At 73.8% G+C, this 14,696-nt stretch carries 12 protein-coding genes; 5 read left to right on the forward strand and 7 right to left on the reverse strand.

The window, feature by feature from the left end; translation table 11 throughout:
• Positions 1-34: 34 nt before the first annotated feature.
• From Y09_RS05360 to Y09_RS05370, 3 genes are all read right to left on the reverse strand, one after another.
• Entirely contained in the window at positions 35-1,150 is a 1,116-nt protein-coding gene (locus Y09_RS05360; protein ID WP_053916634.1) for an FAD-dependent oxidoreductase, read from the reverse strand.
• A gap of 50 nt (positions 1,151-1,200) precedes the next feature.
• Positions 1,201-2,505 carry an O-acetylhomoserine aminocarboxypropyltransferase/cysteine synthase family protein gene (locus Y09_RS05365; RefSeq protein ID WP_053916636.1) on the reverse strand — a complete coding sequence of 435 codons (1,305 nt, stop codon included), beginning with the start codon at positions 2,503-2,505 and terminating at the stop codon, positions 1,201-1,203.
• Between the two features lie 166 nt (positions 2,506-2,671).
• Positions 2,672-3,535, reverse strand: a complete 864-nt coding sequence (locus Y09_RS05370) for a siderophore-interacting protein (RefSeq protein ID WP_053916638.1) — start codon at positions 3,533-3,535, stop codon at positions 2,672-2,674.
• A 111-nt stretch (positions 3,536-3,646) separates the two neighbouring features.
• On the opposite strand from Y09_RS05370, the gene Y09_RS05375 reads away from it, so the two are divergent.
• Entirely contained in the window at positions 3,647-5,164 is a 1,518-nt protein-coding gene (locus Y09_RS05375) for an NAD(P)/FAD-dependent oxidoreductase (RefSeq protein ID WP_053916639.1), read from the forward strand.
• 96 nt (positions 5,165-5,260) lie between these two features.
• Positions 5,261-6,805, forward strand: coding sequence for a peptide MFS transporter (locus tag Y09_RS05380; protein ID WP_371440347.1), 1,545 nt, complete (start codon positions 5,261-5,263; stop codon positions 6,803-6,805).
• Between the two features lie 201 nt (positions 6,806-7,006).
• Here the strand turns inward: Y09_RS05380 and Y09_RS05385 are convergent, their stop codons facing one another.
• Entirely contained in the window at positions 7,007-8,323 is a 1,317-nt protein-coding gene (locus tag Y09_RS05385; protein WP_234695646.1) for a hypothetical protein, read from the reverse strand.
• A gap of 39 nt (positions 8,324-8,362) precedes the next feature.
• The gene (locus tag Y09_RS05390) at positions 8,363-8,893 is read right to left on the reverse strand and encodes a hypothetical protein (protein ID WP_053916643.1); all 531 of its coding nucleotides are present in this window, start codon (positions 8,891-8,893) and stop codon (positions 8,363-8,365) included.
• Positions 8,894-9,150: 257 nt separating this feature from the next.
• Here Y09_RS05390 and Y09_RS05395 point away from each other — a divergent pair, with 257 nt between their 5' ends.
• From Y09_RS05395 to Y09_RS05405, 3 genes are all read left to right on the forward strand, one after another.
• The gene (locus tag Y09_RS05395; RefSeq protein WP_053916645.1) at positions 9,151-9,678 is read left to right on the forward strand and encodes an HNH endonuclease; all 528 of its coding nucleotides are present in this window, start codon (positions 9,151-9,153) and stop codon (positions 9,676-9,678) included.
• Between the two features lie 83 nt (positions 9,679-9,761).
• On the forward strand, positions 9,762-11,297 hold the full coding sequence (locus tag Y09_RS05400; protein ID WP_053916646.1) for a UDP-N-acetylglucosamine 1-carboxyvinyltransferase: 1,536 nt from the start codon (positions 9,762-9,764) through the stop codon (positions 11,295-11,297).
• 74 nt (positions 11,298-11,371) lie between these two features.
• A complete protein-coding gene (locus Y09_RS05405; RefSeq protein WP_053916648.1) occupies positions 11,372-11,989 on the forward strand; it encodes a TetR/AcrR family transcriptional regulator in 618 nt (205 codons plus the stop codon).
• Positions 11,990-12,201: 212 nt separating this feature from the next.
• Here the strand turns inward: Y09_RS05405 and Y09_RS05410 are convergent, their stop codons facing one another.
• A complete protein-coding gene (locus Y09_RS05410; RefSeq protein ID WP_053916650.1) occupies positions 12,202-14,097 on the reverse strand; it encodes an FAD/NAD(P)-binding domain-containing protein in 1,896 nt (631 codons plus the stop codon).
• On the reverse strand, positions 14,094-14,561 hold the full coding sequence (locus Y09_RS05415; RefSeq protein WP_053916652.1) for a hypothetical protein: 468 nt from the start codon (positions 14,559-14,561) through the stop codon (positions 14,094-14,096). The genes Y09_RS05410 and Y09_RS05415 overlap by 4 nt, the downstream gene beginning before the upstream one ends.
• Between the last annotated feature and the right edge of the window lie 135 nt (positions 14,562-14,696).

The raw sequence follows: 14,696 nt of genomic DNA on the forward strand, positions 1-14,696 counted from the left end.
CGGCCAGCGTCCACAACGTCATGACCCGCAACACCTAGGCGCGGACGAGCTCCCGGTCGAGGGAGGCGCCGAGCCCGGCCTCGAGGTCGCTGACCAGGCGGTTCACGGCCGCGCGCCCGGCACGGTTCGCCCCGATCGTGGAGGCGCCCGGGCCTTGGCCGACGAGATGGATACGTGGATCGACGGCGGCGGCGGTGCCGTCCATCGCGATCCCGCCGAGCGGGCCGGTCAGTCCCAGCGGTCGCAGGTGGCGCAGCTCGTGCCGGAACCCGGTGGCCCAGAGGATCGCGTCCACCGGGGTGCGCGTCCCATCGGCCTCGATCACGCCGCCCGGCACGATCCGGGTGAACATCGGACGACGGTCCAGGATCCCGCGGCGTGCGGCGCGGCGCAGCGCCCGGGTCCACAGCAGCCCCGTGTGGGAGACGACGCTGCCGACCGGGCGCCCCTCCCGCACCGCGTCCCATACCCCGGCGACGGCCTCGCGTCCGGCCTCCTCGGTGAACTCGGCCTCGCGGAAGATCGGCTCGCGGCGCGTGTACCAGCGCGTCTCGCCCACCTCAGCGATCTCCTGCAGGTGGCCGAGCGCGCTGATCCCGCCGCCGACCACCGCGACCCGCTGCCCGGCGAACTCGTCCGCGGCGACGTACTCGGCGGTGTGCAGCTGCCGGCCGCGGAACTCCGCCGCGCCGGGGACCGCGGGCACGAAGGGCCGGGTCCAGGTGCCGGTCGCGTTCAGCACCGCACGGGTGCGCAGCACGGGCAGCGCCCGTCCGTCGGCCCCGACCGCGCGGACCAGGAGGGGCCCCTGCCGCTGCCCCGCACCCGCCGGATCGTCCTCGACACGGGTGACGCGCACGGGCCGACGGATCGCGAGCCCCGTCCGCGCCTCGAACTCGGCGAAGTAGTCGGGCACCGCGATGTTCGCGGGGACGTCGCCGCCGACCCCCAGGGCCGGGGCGTCGGGCAGCTCGCGGATCCCGTTGACGGTGGCCATGGTGAGGCTGTCCCAGCGGTGGCGCCAGGCCCCGCCGGGCCCGTCCTCGGCGTCGAGCACGACGACGTCCTCCATACCGCGTCGGCGCAGGTGGTAGGCGGCGGAGAGGCCTGCTTGCCCGGCCCCGATCACGACGGCGTCGAGGAGTTCCATGTCCGGCTCAACCCGGCTGCGGCCTGCGGTGTTCCCGGAGGCGAGCAGGCTCACGCCGGGACGGCGCGCGCCTCCGGCAGCACGGCGCGGGCGGCGTCGAGCCCGCGGGAGAGGTCCGCCCAGAGGTCCTCGAGGTCCTCAAGGCCGACGCTGAGGCGCACGGTCCCCTCGCTCACCCCGCAGGCCTCCCGCTGGGCGGGGGTGAGATGGGAGTGGGTGGTGCTCGCCGGATGGCAGACCAGCGACCGGGCATCGCCCAGATTCACGGCGAGGGACCACAGCTCCAGCGCGTCGCAGAAGGCCGCCGCCGCGTCCTCGCCGCCGTGCAGGTCGATCGAGAACACGCCCGAGGTGCCGCGGGGGAAGTCCCGGGCGACGAGATGCCGGTCGGGCCGGCCGGGGAGAGAGGGATGATGCACCTCGGCCACCTCGTCGGCGGCCGCTAGACGTCCGGCGAGCGCGGTCGCATCGATGCTGATCTTGCGCAGACGCAGGTCGAGCGTCTCGATGCCGACGAGGATCTGCTGGGCGCTGGTCGCGGGCAGGGTCGCCCCGAGATCGGTGACGTACTTGGCGCGGGCGTAGGCGAGCAGCCCCGAGCCGCCGCGCGCGTACTCGTCGGCGAAGGTGACGCCGAAGCGGCGGTTGCGGGTGGTCAGGCGCTCCCAGCGCTCGGGACATCGCCGCGGGTCGAAGCGTCCGGTGTCCACGATCAGGCCCGCGATCGTGGTGCCGTGGCCGCACAGGTACTTCGTGGCGGAGTGGACGACGACGTCGGCGCCGTGGTCGCCGGGACGGTAGAGGGCGGGGCTGGCGAGGGTCGAGTCGACGATCACCGGGACGTCATGGGCGTGCGCGAGGGAGGTGAGGGCGTCGAGGTCCAGCAGCTGCGCTCCCGGGTTCGCGATCGACTCGACGATCGCGGCGCGGGTGCGCGGGGTGAACGCCGCCTCCCACGCCTCGAGGTCCCAGGGGTCCGCCACGGTGGTGGTCACGCCGAGGTCGGCGAGGGTGTCGTCGAGCAGCTCGGTGGTGCCGCCGTACAGGCGCGAGGAGGCGACGACGTGCCCGCCGGGGGCCGCGAGTGCGCACAGCGCGATCGTCGTGGCGGCCTGTCCGGAGGCGACGGCGATCGCCCCGATCCCGCCCTCGAGCGCCGTGATCCGCTGCTCGAGGACCTCGGTGGTGGGGTTCCCGGAGCGGGAGTAGGCGAAGCCGTCGGCCCGTCGCTCGAACAGGGCGCGCAGGGACGAGTGGTTGGTCTGCGCATAGGCGCTCGAGGCGTAGATCGGTGGGGTGAGGGCGCGGTGCGTGTCTGCCCGCGTCCAGCCCGCGTGGATGCCTGCGGTGCTCATGGCGCCTCCCTGCCGTGCTCGATGTCCATCCTGTGCGGTCCATCGTGCGGCGGCGCGGGCGGGCGCGGCGAGAAACGTGACGAAGTGTGGCGCGGTGTCAGCCGCGCCGACTCACTCTCCGCTCACCTGACTGAGCTCCTACCGCTCGTCCCTCGCAGTACGTCGCTCAGTCGATAGCGCCGATCGGCTCGCGCTTCTCGGCCTGGAACTGGTCCTCGATGCGTCCCAGCGCCCAGTAGGCGGAGATCGAGATCTGCTCGCGGGGGATGCCGGCGTCCTTGACCAGCAGACGACGCAGCTGCTTCGTGATGCCGCGCTCGACGTGGCAGAAGACGTCCAGGCCCTCGTGGTCCGAGAGGTCCAGCGCCGCGACCTCGTCGAGCAGCTGCTCGCGCGCGCCGAGCACCCAGCGCAGCTCGACGCCCTCGGGGTGCTCGAGCTCGAGGCGGTCCTCCTCGTGGTCCAGGTGGATCAGGGCCAGACCTCGGGCGTCCGGGGTCATCGCCTCGAGGCCGGAGGCGATCGCGGGCAGCGCGGCGTGGTCGCCGATGAGCAGGTGGCTCGTCGCGTCGGCCGCGGGTGACCAGCCGCCGCCGGCGCCGTTCATGGCGATGAGGTCGCCGGGCTGGGCCTCGTCGGCCCAGCGGGCGGCGACGCCGTGGTCGTCCTCGCCGGACTCGCCGTGCAGGACCACGTCGATCTCGATCGTCTGCGCCGCATCGTCCCAGCGGCGCACGGTGTAGGTGCGGCGGGTCGGGAGCAGCTCGGGGCTCTCCGCGCGCAGGGCGTCGAGGTCGTACGGGGGCTGCAGACCGGAGCCGGGTGCGGGAAGGAGGAGCTTCACGTACGCGTCGGTCTGCTCGTTGCGGTGCAGGGTGCTGAAGCCCTCGCCGCCGAGGGTGAGGCGCAGCAGGCGCGGGGAGATGCGGGTCTTGCCCAGCACCTCGAGCACGGCCTGGGGGCGCGGCGCCCGGGGACGGCGCGCGGCGGGCGCCTCGGCGGACGGGGACTGGGCAGTGGTGGTCTGCATGCCCTCCACATTACGCTACTTCCACATTACGTAAATCCGTGCCGGGCTCTCGTCCGCGCCTCGGGACGTGCGCCCTGCCCTGTCGCAGCGCGGCCCACTAGGCTGGCACGCATGAACACCTCGCCCGCCGCAGAGACGGACGTCGTCGTCGTGGGCTCCGGCCCGAACGGACTCGCGGCCGCGGTCACCCTGGCCCGGGCCGGCCTCACGGTCCGTGTCCTCGAGTCGCAGGAGACGATCGGCGGCGGGGCGCGCACCCTCGACCTGGGCCTCGCGCCCGGCATCGTCCACGACCTCTGCTCCGCGGTGCACCCCCTCGCGCTCGCCAGCCCCTTCTTCGCGGAGTTCGACCTCGCCGCGCGCGGCGTGCGCGCGATCGCTCCCGAGGCCTCCTACGCGCAGCCGCTCGACGACGCCCCCGCCGCGATCGCCTGGCGGGACGTGGAGCGGACCGCCGACGGCCTCGGCGCCGACGGGCCGGCCTGGCGCGCGCTGCTGGGCACGCTCTCCCGCGACCAGGACCTCGTCGTCGAGCTCGCCCTCGGGGACAAGCGCTCGGTGCCCTCCGCGCTGCTGACCCCGCGGACCCTGCGCACCGCCCCGCTGTTCGGTGCGCTGCTCGCCCTCCAGGGGACCCCGGCCTGGGACCTCCCCTTCCGCACCGAGCGCGCTCGCGCCCTGCTCACCGGGGTGGCGGCGCACGCGATCGGGCAGCTGCCCTCCCTCGCGCTCGGCGCCACCGCCTCGTTGCTGGGCACCATCGCGCACGGAGTGGGCTGGCCGATCCCCGTCGGCGGCTCTCAGGCGATCGTCGACGCGCTGGTGGCGGACCTGCGCGCCCACGGCGGGACCGTGACCTCCGGGCACCATGTGCGGACCTGGCGGGACGTGCCCCCGGCCCGCGCCGTGCTGCTGGACATCCCCGCGCCCGCCGCCGCGGACGTCCTCACCAACCGTCTCCCCCGCCCCCTTGAGGCGATGCTGCGGAGGGTCCCCCACGGGGACGGCGCCGCGAAGGTCGACTTCGTGCTGTCCGGGCCGGTGCCGTGGCGGGATCCCGACGTCGGCCGTGCCGGGACCCAGCATCTGGGCGGCACCCGCGCCGAGATGGCCCGCACCGAGGCGGAGGTCGCCTCCGGGCGCTTACCCGACCGTCCTCTCACCCTGGTCAGCGACCCGGCCGTGGTCGACCCGGGCCGGGTCCGAGACGGGCTGCGACCGCTGTGGGCCTATGCGCATGCACCGGCCGGGGACCGCACCGACCCGACCGAGCGCGTCACCGCGCAGATCGAGCGCTTCGCCCCCGGCTTCCGCGACCTCGTCGTCGCCTCCCGCGCCGTGCCCGCGGCGGAGATGATCGACCACAACCCCGCCCTCGTCGGCGGCGACATCTCCCAGGGCAGGGTGACGATGGCGCGGATGGTCGCGCGGCCCACCCCGCTGCCGGACCCCTACCGCCTGGGCCGCACCGGTTGGTACCTGTGCTCCTCGGCGACGCCTCCGGGGCCGGGCGTGCACGGGATGGCGGGGCTGCACGCGGCCTCCCGCGTGCTGCGATCGGAGTTCGGGATCCGGGAGCTGCCGAGCCTCGCCCCCGCCCCGGGGCGGGCACAGGATCCATCAGTCTGAGGGATCGGATCCCGCATTCTGCTCAGCGGGATGGGATGGACTGCTCACATCGCCCGGTCCCTGCGTTGCACCGTGAACGGGTGAGGCGCAGGATGAATGACCGTGAATTCTCCGACACCTCCAGACCCCTCCGTCCATCCCCCTGAGCGGACGCCCGGCGACGCCGCCGGGGTCGCCGTGGACCCCGCCGACACGCCCGAGGCGCACAACCCCAGCGGCCGCACCTTCATGGGCCAGCCCGGCCCGCTCGCGAACCTGTTCAGCGTCGAGCTGTGGGAGCGCTTCAGCTTCTACGGCATGCAGGGCATCCTCGCGATCTACATGTACTTCGCCGCGACCGACGGCGGTCTCGGCATCGACGAGGGCACCGCCCTCGGCATCGTCGGCGCCTACGGCGGCTCCGTCTACCTCTTCTCGATCCTCGGCGCGCTCGTCTCCGACCGCCTGGTCGGCCCGGAGAAGACCCTCTTCGGCTCCGCCGTGATGATCATGTTCGGCCACATCGCCCTGGCGCTGGTCCCGGGCGTGGTCGGCCTCGGCCTCGGCCTGCTGCTGGTGGGCGTGGGCTCGGGTGGTCTGAAGTCCACGGCCGCGACCCTCGTCGGCGCGCTGTACACGCGGGACGACCCGCGCCGCGACGCCGGCTTCTCGATCTACTACATGGGCATCAACATCGGCGGCCTGCTCGGTCCGCTGGTGACGGGCATCGCCCAGCAGCAGTGGGGCTTCCACCTCGGCTTCGGCCTCGCCGCGGTCGGCATGGCGATCGGCCTTCTGCAGTACGTGCTGACCCGGAAGGGGCTTCCTGCGAGCGTGCACACCGTCCCGGATCCGCTGCCCCGCGCGCAGCGACCCCTGTGGGCCCTGATCGCCGTCGGCGTCGTGGTCCTCGTGGCAGTGCTCGCCGCCACCGGCGTGCTGAACGCCCAGAACCTCGCGACCGTCGTCGCGGCGCTGGCCATCGTCGGCGCAGTCGTCATCTTCGCGATCCTGCTCGCCTCGAAGAAGCTCGATGTCGACGAGCGTTCCCGCGTGGTCTCCTTCATCCCGCTGTTCATCGGCACGGCCGCGTTCTTCGCGCTGTTCCAGCAGCAGTTCACGGTCATCACCCTGTACTCCGACACCCGCCTGGACCGCGAGATCCTCGGCTGGGAGATGCCGATCTCGTGGGTGCAGTCCTTCAACCCGTTCTTCATCATCGTGCTCGCCCCGGTGATGGCGGCGCTGTGGACGAAGCTCGGCACCCGTCAGCCGATCACCCCGCGCAAGTTCGGCGTGGGCATCATCCTGATGGGCTCGGCCTTCCTGCTGTTCCTGCCGATGGCCGCCGTCGTCTCGGTGCCGGTGCTATGGATCGCGATGATCATGCTGGTGGCGACCGTCGGCGAGCTGTGGCTCTCCCCCGTCGGCCTCTCGCTGGCCACGAAGCTCGCGCCGCGGTCGTACCCGGTGATGATGATGGCGCTGTACAACCTCTCCGTGGCGCTCGGCACCGCGCTCTCCGGCGCGCTGGCGGGCTTCTACTCCGCGGAGAACGAGGTGGGCTACTTCGGCGTGCTCGGCGCCGTGACCATCGCGATCGGCGTGCTCATGCTGCTGGTCGCGAAGCCCGTCGGCCGGGCCATGCGCGGGGTGCGCTGACCGACCCCGCTCGTGCGCAGCTCCGGGAGCCGCTCCACCTCCGGGTGGGGCGGCTCCCGTGCTGTCGGGGACGGTCCGCCCGGTCCTCAGCTGTCGAGGACCGGCGGGGGCGCGCATCGGAGGTTGCCATGGAGTCACCGTAGAGCGGCGGGGTCTCGGCGACGACGACGCGTGTCCTGGATCCCCGGCCGCCGTATGGCATCAGGGCCGGTCGGTCCGGTCCGCCTCCCCGTCGCGGCGCAGCAGGCCGACGAGCGCGAGCATCACCGCCGGGCCGCCGCGGAACACGCCCTCCTCGTGGGTGAGCACCCCGCAGTCGGCGAGGTCGCCGAGGTCGTGCATGACGTGCAGCAGCCGCGCGAGGGCGCGGGGCTCGTGCTCCGGGGGCGGCAGCTCCGGCCCGGGCGGGAGGCGCAGCCCCTCGTCCCCGCAGGCCACCAGGAGCGCCGCGATGGTGTCGGGCATGCCGCGGAACCCGCCGTCCTCGGCGCCCCGGGCCTGACGGCCCAGCAGCGCGGCGGTGATCAGGGCGTGCCCGAACTCGACGAAGCCCTCGGCGTCCTCCGGCGCTGCCGCCGGGACCGGGCCGACGGCGGCGCGGACCCGGCCGTCCGCGAGCTCGAGCCAGCCGCCGTCCAGCAGCGTGGTCCATACCGAGGCCAGCTCCGGCCGGTCCCAGAGGCTGCGGGCGCCGCCGCCGAGGCCGAGGTGCTCGAGCAGCTCCGCGGTGGTCTCCCTCCCCGGCGCGCCGGTCGCGGTCGCGCGCCGCCCCTCGCCGATCACCTCCAGGACGCCCACGGCCCGCCGCACCAGGGGGCAGCCGAGATAGGGGCCGACGCCCTCCTGCTCGGCGAGCTCGCCGAGCGGCTCGCCGTCGTCCTCGAGCGCCGGCAGGAACCAGGGCCAGTCCCGCTCCTCCGCCTCGTCGCGGCGGCGGAGCGCGCGCTCGAGCAGCGGGTCGAAGGGCGTCGAGGGCTGCGCGAGCCGGCCGGTGCCGGAGACGGCCAGGCGCTCCGCGTCGGGCAGGGAGTGGAACCAGTGCAGGTAGTCCGCGAGCGCCTCCTCGTCCTCGAGGTCCACCCCGAGCGAGAGCCCGTGGCCCAGCACGTTGGTGGAGAAGGAGCGGCGGGTGGGATCGTCGGCGGCCTCGAGCGCGGCGAACTCGAGATCGTGCAGCAGCGCCGGCGCCTCGGCCCCTCGCATCGAGCCGGGCGCCCATCGACCGGTCTCGACGAGGAAGTCGACCAGGCGTCGCAGCACCGGCACCATGTCCATCAGCTGCTCGCGCGGCTGGACGACGGTGCGGGGCACCACCTCGGTCAGCAGCTCCCGGGTGAGTGCGGCGGTCCACAGCCCCACCTCCGGGCTCCCCAGCCGCTCGGCCTTCAGCCGCAGCAGGGTCTCCAGGGTGCGCACCTCCTCCAGCGCGGGGGCGTCCTCGTCGGTCCGCAGGCGCCAGGCCCCGTACTCGGACAGCACTCGGCCCCGCTCCTCCCGTCCCTGCTCCTGCTGCGCCATTCCCCCAGCATGCCGTCCCGCCGCCGGGGATTCCAGCACTCAGAGGCCGCCGCGCCGGAGCGACCCCGCGTCCAGCAGCTTCTGCGCGCGGGCGATGGTCCCGGAGTCGTAGGCGCCGAGGGACCGCGCCTCGTCGAGCGCGTCCTGCTGCGCCTCGGCCAGCAGCTGGACGAGCTCCGGGCGCTGCGCCGTGCGGGGGTCCGGGGCTGCGCCCCCGGACGAGCCCGGCAGGGGCCGCCCGAACCTCTCCCGCACCTCCTCGAGCACCTCGGCGTCGAAGCGACCTCCGTCGCGACGACGCAGTTCGGGGTTGTCCAGGACCTGACCGATCGCGGCCTCCTGCAGCTCCGCGATCAGCAGGGACAGCTCGCGCCGGGCCGCCTCCTCGTCGGTCCCCCGGATGCCGAGCACCCGGATCAGCAGCGGAAGGGTCCCGCCCTGGACCACCAGGGTCACGAGCGCGACGACGAAGGCGATGAGCACGAGCTGGGAGCGGTAGGGGAAGTCCACCGGCAGGGACTGGGCCGCGGCGAGGGTGACCACGCCGCGCATCCCGGACCAGGCCAGCACCGCGCCGCCGCGACCGCGACCAGCTCCAGGTGCTCTACGCGCATGACCGCTCCTCGCTGTGGTGGGGCCTCGATCGCAGAGCGGCACGTGGTGTTCGCGCGCTGTGCAGGCGGTCGTCACCCTCCCGTCGTGCGGGCCCGCGAGAATTCGTTGGACACGCCCGCCCCGGCGGGGGACGATGCACGTGCTCGGTCCACGAGCCCCTCCAGCGCTCCCGGGCCGTCGCACCTCGACGACGACGGGCAGGAGGTGACGAGATGCCGCAGGTCAGGGTCTATAACCTCGGCTACGACCCGGAGACCGGGATCGGCGAGCTGCTGCACACCACCACCGTGCGCCACGCGATGGGGATGATCCGGCGCGAGGTCGCCGTGCCCGTCGAGCTCACGATGGTCGACGAGCGGATCGTGCCCCTCGCCCTCGAGCTCACCCGCGAGCTGAGCGGCGCCTGGGTCGAGGGGGCGGGGCGCCGCTCCGTCGGCTTCAGCTATCGCGCCGTCCACGAGCGGGACCACTGGACCTGCGCGTACTGCGGCCGCAGCGTCTCACGCGCACCGGCGTGCGAGGCGCTGCTGGCCACCGTGGACCACATCCTGCCCGTCTCCCGCGGCGGCCGCTCCTCCTGGACGAACCTCGTCTCGGCATGCAAGGGGTGCAACAACCGCAAGGCGGACCGCACCCCCGCGGAGGCCGGGATGCCGCTGCGCTTCGCGCCCTACGATCCGGCCGTCTCCTACCGGGTGGGAGGACACGTCGAGGACCTCCCGGTGCTGCTCGGCGCCTGATCAGAGCACGGCGCGCACCGACGTGATCAGGAACGCGCCGGCTGCGACCTGCTCGTATCTCATCTATGAGTTACTGTCTGCGCATGACTGAGACCACGGAGTTCCTCCCCCGGATCGGCGCTCTGGTGCGCGACGCGCGCCAGCAGTCCGGTCTCACGCAGGCCGAGCTCGCCACGACCCTCGGCACCAGCCAGAGCGCGATCAACCGCATCGAGAAGGGCCAGCAGAACCTCACCCTGGAGATGATCTCCCGGATCGGCAGGGCCCTGGACTCGGAGATCGTGGGCATGGGCACCTCGGGCCCGAGCCACCTGCGCGTGCACGGCGAGACCACGCTCTCCGGCGCGATCGACGTCAAGAGCTCCAAGAACGCCGGCGTCGCGCTGCTGTGCGCCTCGCTGCTGAACACCGGCACCACCGTGCTGCGCAAGGTCGCGCGCATCGAGGAGGTCAACCGACTGCTCGAGGTGCTGACCTCCATCGGCGTGAAGGCCACCTGGCTGAACGAGCTGGGTGACCTCGAGCTGCGCGTCCCCGCGACCCTCGACCTCAGCTCGATCGACGAGGGCGCCGCGCGCCGCACCCGCTCGATCATCATGTTCCTGGGCCCGCTGCTGCACCGCGCGGGGAAGTTCCAGCTCCCCTATGCCGGGGGCTGCGACCTGGGCACCCGCACCGTCGAGCCGCACATGACGGCGCTGCGCCACTTCGGCCTCGACGTCGTCGCGACCGACCACAACTACCAGGCGACCACCGCCGTCGGCACCGGCCCGACCCGCCCGATCGTGCTCACCGAGCGCGGCGACACCGTCACGGAGAACGCGCTGCTGGCCGCCGCCCTGTACGAGGGCGAGACGATCATCCGCAACGCGAGCCCGAACTACATGGTCCAGGACCTGTGCTTCTTCCTCGAGAAGCTCGGCGTGCGGATCCAGGGCGTCGGCACCACCACCCTGGTCGTCCACGGCACCTCCTCGATCTCGACCGACGTCGACTACGCCCCGAGCGAGGACCCGATCGAGGCGATGAGCCTGATCTCCGCCGCGATCGTCACCCGCTCCTCGATCACCGTGCGCCGCGTGCCGATCGAGTTCATGGAGATCGAGCTCGCCCTGCTGGAGGAGATGGGCCTGCGCTACGACCGCTCCGAGGAGTACCTGGCGGAGAACGGCAAGACCCGCCTGGTGGACATCACCACCCATCCCAGCGACCTGCGCGCCCCGGCGGACAAGATCCACCCCATGCCCTTCCCGGGCCTGAACATCGACAACCTGCCCTTCTTCGCCGTGATCGGGGCGACCGCGCAGGGGCAGACGCTGCTGCACGACTGGGTGTACGAGAACCGCGCGATCTACCTCACCGAGCTCACCAAGCTCGGCGCGAACGTGAAGCTCATGGACCCGCACCGCGTGCTCCTCGAGGGGCCCACCCGCTGGTCCGGCGCGGAGCTGGTGTGCCCGCCCGCGCTGCGTCCGGCGGTCGTGATCCTGCTGGCGATGCTCGCCGCGAAGGGCACCTCCGTGCTGCGCAACGTCTACGTCATCAACCGCGGCTACGAGGACCTCGCCGAGCGCCTGAACAAGCTCGGCGCACGCATCGAGACCTTCCGGGACATCTGAGCGGTCGCTCCCGCACCGCCGACCGCCCGGTGGGTCGTGCGGGAGAGCGGTCCCGGCCTGGATAGGATCGACGGATGACCAGCGAGGAGAAGCGCGCCCGGCCCGTCATCGGCCGGGCCGGCTCGTACGAGAAGGGCGTCGCCCGCCGGCAGGAGATCCTCGAGCGGGCCGCCGAGGTGTTCCGCGAGCGGGGGGCCGACGGCACCTCGCTGCGCCGGATCGCGACGGCGATCGGGGTGTCCCACGCGGCGCTTTTGCACTACTTCGACTCCCGCGAGCAGCTGCTGGTGGCGGTCTACGAGCACGCCGAGGCGAAGCGCGACACCTCGGGCGACGCCGCGGAGTCGGCGATGGACGTGCTGGTCAAGGCCGCGATGATCAACATCGGCGTGCCCGGCATGGTCGAGCTGTACACGACGCTGGTCGCCTCGGCGCTGGCCGCTGACGGCACGCCCTCGAACGAGTTCTTCACCGACCGCTTCGAGCGCATCCGCACGGAGCTGACCGAGCGCCTGGCCGCAGAGCAGGCCGCCGGAACGGTCCGCGACGACGTCGAGCCCGCCGACATGGCGGCCCTCCTCGTCGCGGCCTCCGACGGCCTGCAGATCCAGTGGCTGCTCGAGCCCTCGGTCGAGCTCGAGCGCACCCTGGCGACCTTCTCCGTGCTGCTGGCTCCCCCGGCTACGTCCTGAGGCTGCCGCGCAGGTCGGGGACGTCGGAGAGCAGACGCCGGGTGTACTCGGCCTGCGGCGCGAAGATGACCTCCTCCGTCCACCCGTGCAGGAAGTGAACCCCGCCGGACGCGAAACCCTCCATTGGTAGGCGTCACGGTCCGACAACGGCCGTGGCCGCGGTCACTGCTAGGTACGGTCGAACGCGCGCGACCTTCTCCCGAAACCGGTCCTCAGAGGCGCGCCGACATCTGTGCCCGGGCCATGACCTGTCGCGCCGCGACGTCCGCGCCCGCGAGCAGCGGCGAGGGCACCCCCGGGGTCGCCCCGATCGCGGAGCCCGGCTGGGTGGACTGCGCGGGGATGCCCAGCACCACGATGGCGGGATCGACCTGACCGTCGGCGGAGACCAGGTTGTGCCCGCCCTCGGCGTCCTCGGCGATCTCCGCGCCGGTCGCCTCCATCGAGTGGGTCTCCACGCCGTCCATGGTGTGGATCCGAGCGCGGCCGGAGTCGAGCAGGGCGCGCAGCAGCGGATCGTCCGTGTCCGGGACCTTCCCCTTGGACATCCGCGTCTCGAGCAGCACCGAGGAGGAGACCTCCCGGCCGGTCACGGCGGAGGAGGCGCGGAAGAGCCCCGCGTCCTCGTCGGCCTCGACCGCGGTGCCGGGTCCGAGCAGCTCGACCACCCCTGCCTCCAGCAGCGCCAGCACCAGGCGCACCCGCTCCGCCGGCGGGCCCGAGGCGCGGGCGAGCGAGTCGCCGTCGAACCATCCCAGCACGTCTCGGGCCAGCGAGACGCCCGTGAAGGCGCCGCGGGCGGTGAGGCGACCGACCTCACGCCGCAGCGCCCCCATCGCCCCGTTGACCGCGGCGCGGGGGTGGCGCCAGGGATCGGACATGGAGCCGAGCTCGTCGCGGATCAGACGGCGCACCAGGCGGGCCCAGCCGTCCGGGCCGACCTCCTCATCGCGGGTGGGCCGATGCAGCTCCTCGAGGGCCCAGGTCCACTCCTCCTCACCGATCGCGGCCTCGAGCACCGCGTCGATCTCCTCGACGGTCGAGGCGGCCTCGAGCCCGGCGAGCCAGTCGCCGCCGACGGCCTGCGGGCGCAGCTCGCCCAGCGCCTCGAGGTAGACGCGGGCGAACTCGCGTCCGAGCACCGGCCACACCTCGTCGGCGAAGTCGATGCCGCCGCGGGCGGCGAGGGCCGTGAACCACTCCGGGCTCGCCCAGCGCGGCACGAAGGGGCGCACGGAGCGCCCGCCCTCGGGCTTGGAGCGGTAGGGGACACCGCGCCGCGAGCCGACCAGCAGGCGCGGCTCTCGGCCGCTGGGCAGATAGCGCAGACGGCCGTGCGGGTCCCCCTCAACGGGCTCGAACTCGCCGCCCCACTCCGCGGCCAGCTGTCCGAGGACGTCGAAGAGGTTCGCGCCGAGCCCGCGCACCAGCACGTCCTGCCCCGCGGGGAGGCCCGTGAAGTCGCGCTCCGCCGGCATGCCGGGCTCGACGTAGCGCAGGCCGTGACGTGCGGCGAAGCCCGCCAGCTCCTCCACCTCGCGGCTCCGCCGCCCCTGCACCATCCCCTGGGCGAGGACGACGGCGGGCGCGCTCAGCCGGCGACCGTCCTCGAGCACGACGGTGCGCTCCGCGCCCGTGCCCTCGAGGTCGACGGCGCGGCCGAGGACCTCGGTGAGCTCGACGGCGCCCGTCCCTGCGGCGGCCTCGAGCTGGTCGCGGTAGTAGACGCCCTGCAGGCGCCGGGTGGGGAAGGTCGCGCCGGTCAGCGCCGACGCCTCCTCCACCACCCAATCCCCCGCCGGGTGCGCGCCCTCGGCCCGGACCCGCCGCGCCCAGTCCACGAGATCGGGCCCCGGGGCGGGCGGGCCGCTCATGCGGGTCGAGTCGTCGGGGTGGACGGTCGTCGCGTCGGCCTGCGTGTTGTTGAGGTACGCCGCCGGCTGGTCGAGGCGCCAGGTCGCGCCGGGACCGATCGCGAGGGCGTCGAGGAGCGCGACGCGCAGCGGCGCGGCTCCCTCGGCGCGGACGCGCGCGACCAGGCGCAGCACGGTGGCGACGCCGCGGGGTCCGCCCCCGACGATCACCGCGTCGAAGCGCTCCGGGCTCATCGGGGCACGGCGGCGACGGCGTCGGCGCGGATCCCGCCGTGCTCGTCGAGCTCGGCCAGGCGCGCGCCGGTGCGGGTGAACCCGGCCGCGTCGACCCGGGGGCGCACCTCGACCGCGCCCTCGCGCGCGTCGACCTCGACGTCGACCTCGTAGACGCTGCGCAGCGCGGGGGCGCGGAGCGCCTCGGCGGGACTGCCGTCGGCGGCGGCGAGCGAGGGATCGGCGCCCTGGGCGCGATGCCAGGCGGCGAGGGCGCCGCTGCCCTGCCACTCCGCGGTGACGACGGCGAGGGCATGGAGCACGGGCGCGGGCAGCACCTGTGGCGTGCGGTAGAGGGCGTTGTAGGCATCGCGGGTGTGCTCGCGCACCGCGGGCCGGAGCACGCCCGGCGCCACCTCGCCCGTCGGGGCCAGGATCGCGTCGAGGAGGTCGTGGGCGGTGCGGGGCGCGGTCTCCGAGGGCATATGGAGAGCTTAAGGGTGCCCAAAGGGTCAGTTCTCGCCGTCGGGTTGTGCATCGGCTCACCTCGCCGGGCCGCTCAGCCCCCGAGCCACCGCGGCTCCACGAGCGCGATCCGCGACGTCGCGCCCTCCGAGCGC

This window comes from Brachybacterium sp. SW0106-09 (genome assembly GCF_001293905.1).
GTDB classification, from domain to species: Bacteria; Actinomycetota; Actinomycetes; order Actinomycetales; family Dermabacteraceae; genus Brachybacterium; species Brachybacterium conglomeratum.

Coding starts and splice junctions, on each gene's coding strand:
- Y09_RS05360 (WP_053916634.1), bottom strand. CDS start 1,150: ATGGAACTCCTCGACGCCGTCGTGATCGGGGCCGGGCAAGCAGGCCTC.
- Y09_RS05365 (WP_053916636.1), bottom strand. CDS start 2,505: ATGAGCACCGCAGGCATCCACGCGGGCTGGACGCGGGCAGACACGCAC.
- Y09_RS05370 (WP_053916638.1), bottom strand. CDS start 3,535: ATGCAGACCACCACTGCCCAGTCCCCGTCCGCCGAGGCGCCCGCCGCG.
- Y09_RS05375 (WP_053916639.1), top strand. CDS start 3,647: ATGAACACCTCGCCCGCCGCAGAGACGGACGTCGTCGTCGTGGGCTCC.
- Y09_RS05380 (WP_371440347.1), top strand. CDS start 5,261: ATGACCGTGAATTCTCCGACACCTCCAGACCCCTCCGTCCATCCCCCT.
- Y09_RS05385 (WP_234695646.1), bottom strand. CDS start 8,323: ATGGCGCAGCAGGAGCAGGGACGGGAGGAGCGGGGCCGAGTGCTGTCC.
- Y09_RS05395 (WP_053916645.1), top strand. CDS start 9,151: ATGCCGCAGGTCAGGGTCTATAACCTCGGCTACGACCCGGAGACCGGG.
- Y09_RS05400 (WP_053916646.1), top strand. CDS start 9,762: ATGACTGAGACCACGGAGTTCCTCCCCCGGATCGGCGCTCTGGTGCGC.
- Y09_RS05405 (WP_053916648.1), top strand. CDS start 11,372: ATGACCAGCGAGGAGAAGCGCGCCCGGCCCGTCATCGGCCGGGCCGGC.
- Y09_RS05410 (WP_053916650.1), bottom strand. CDS start 14,097: ATGAGCCCGGAGCGCTTCGACGCGGTGATCGTCGGGGGCGGACCCCGC.
- Y09_RS05415 (WP_053916652.1), bottom strand. CDS start 14,561: ATGCCCTCGGAGACCGCGCCCCGCACCGCCCACGACCTCCTCGACGCG.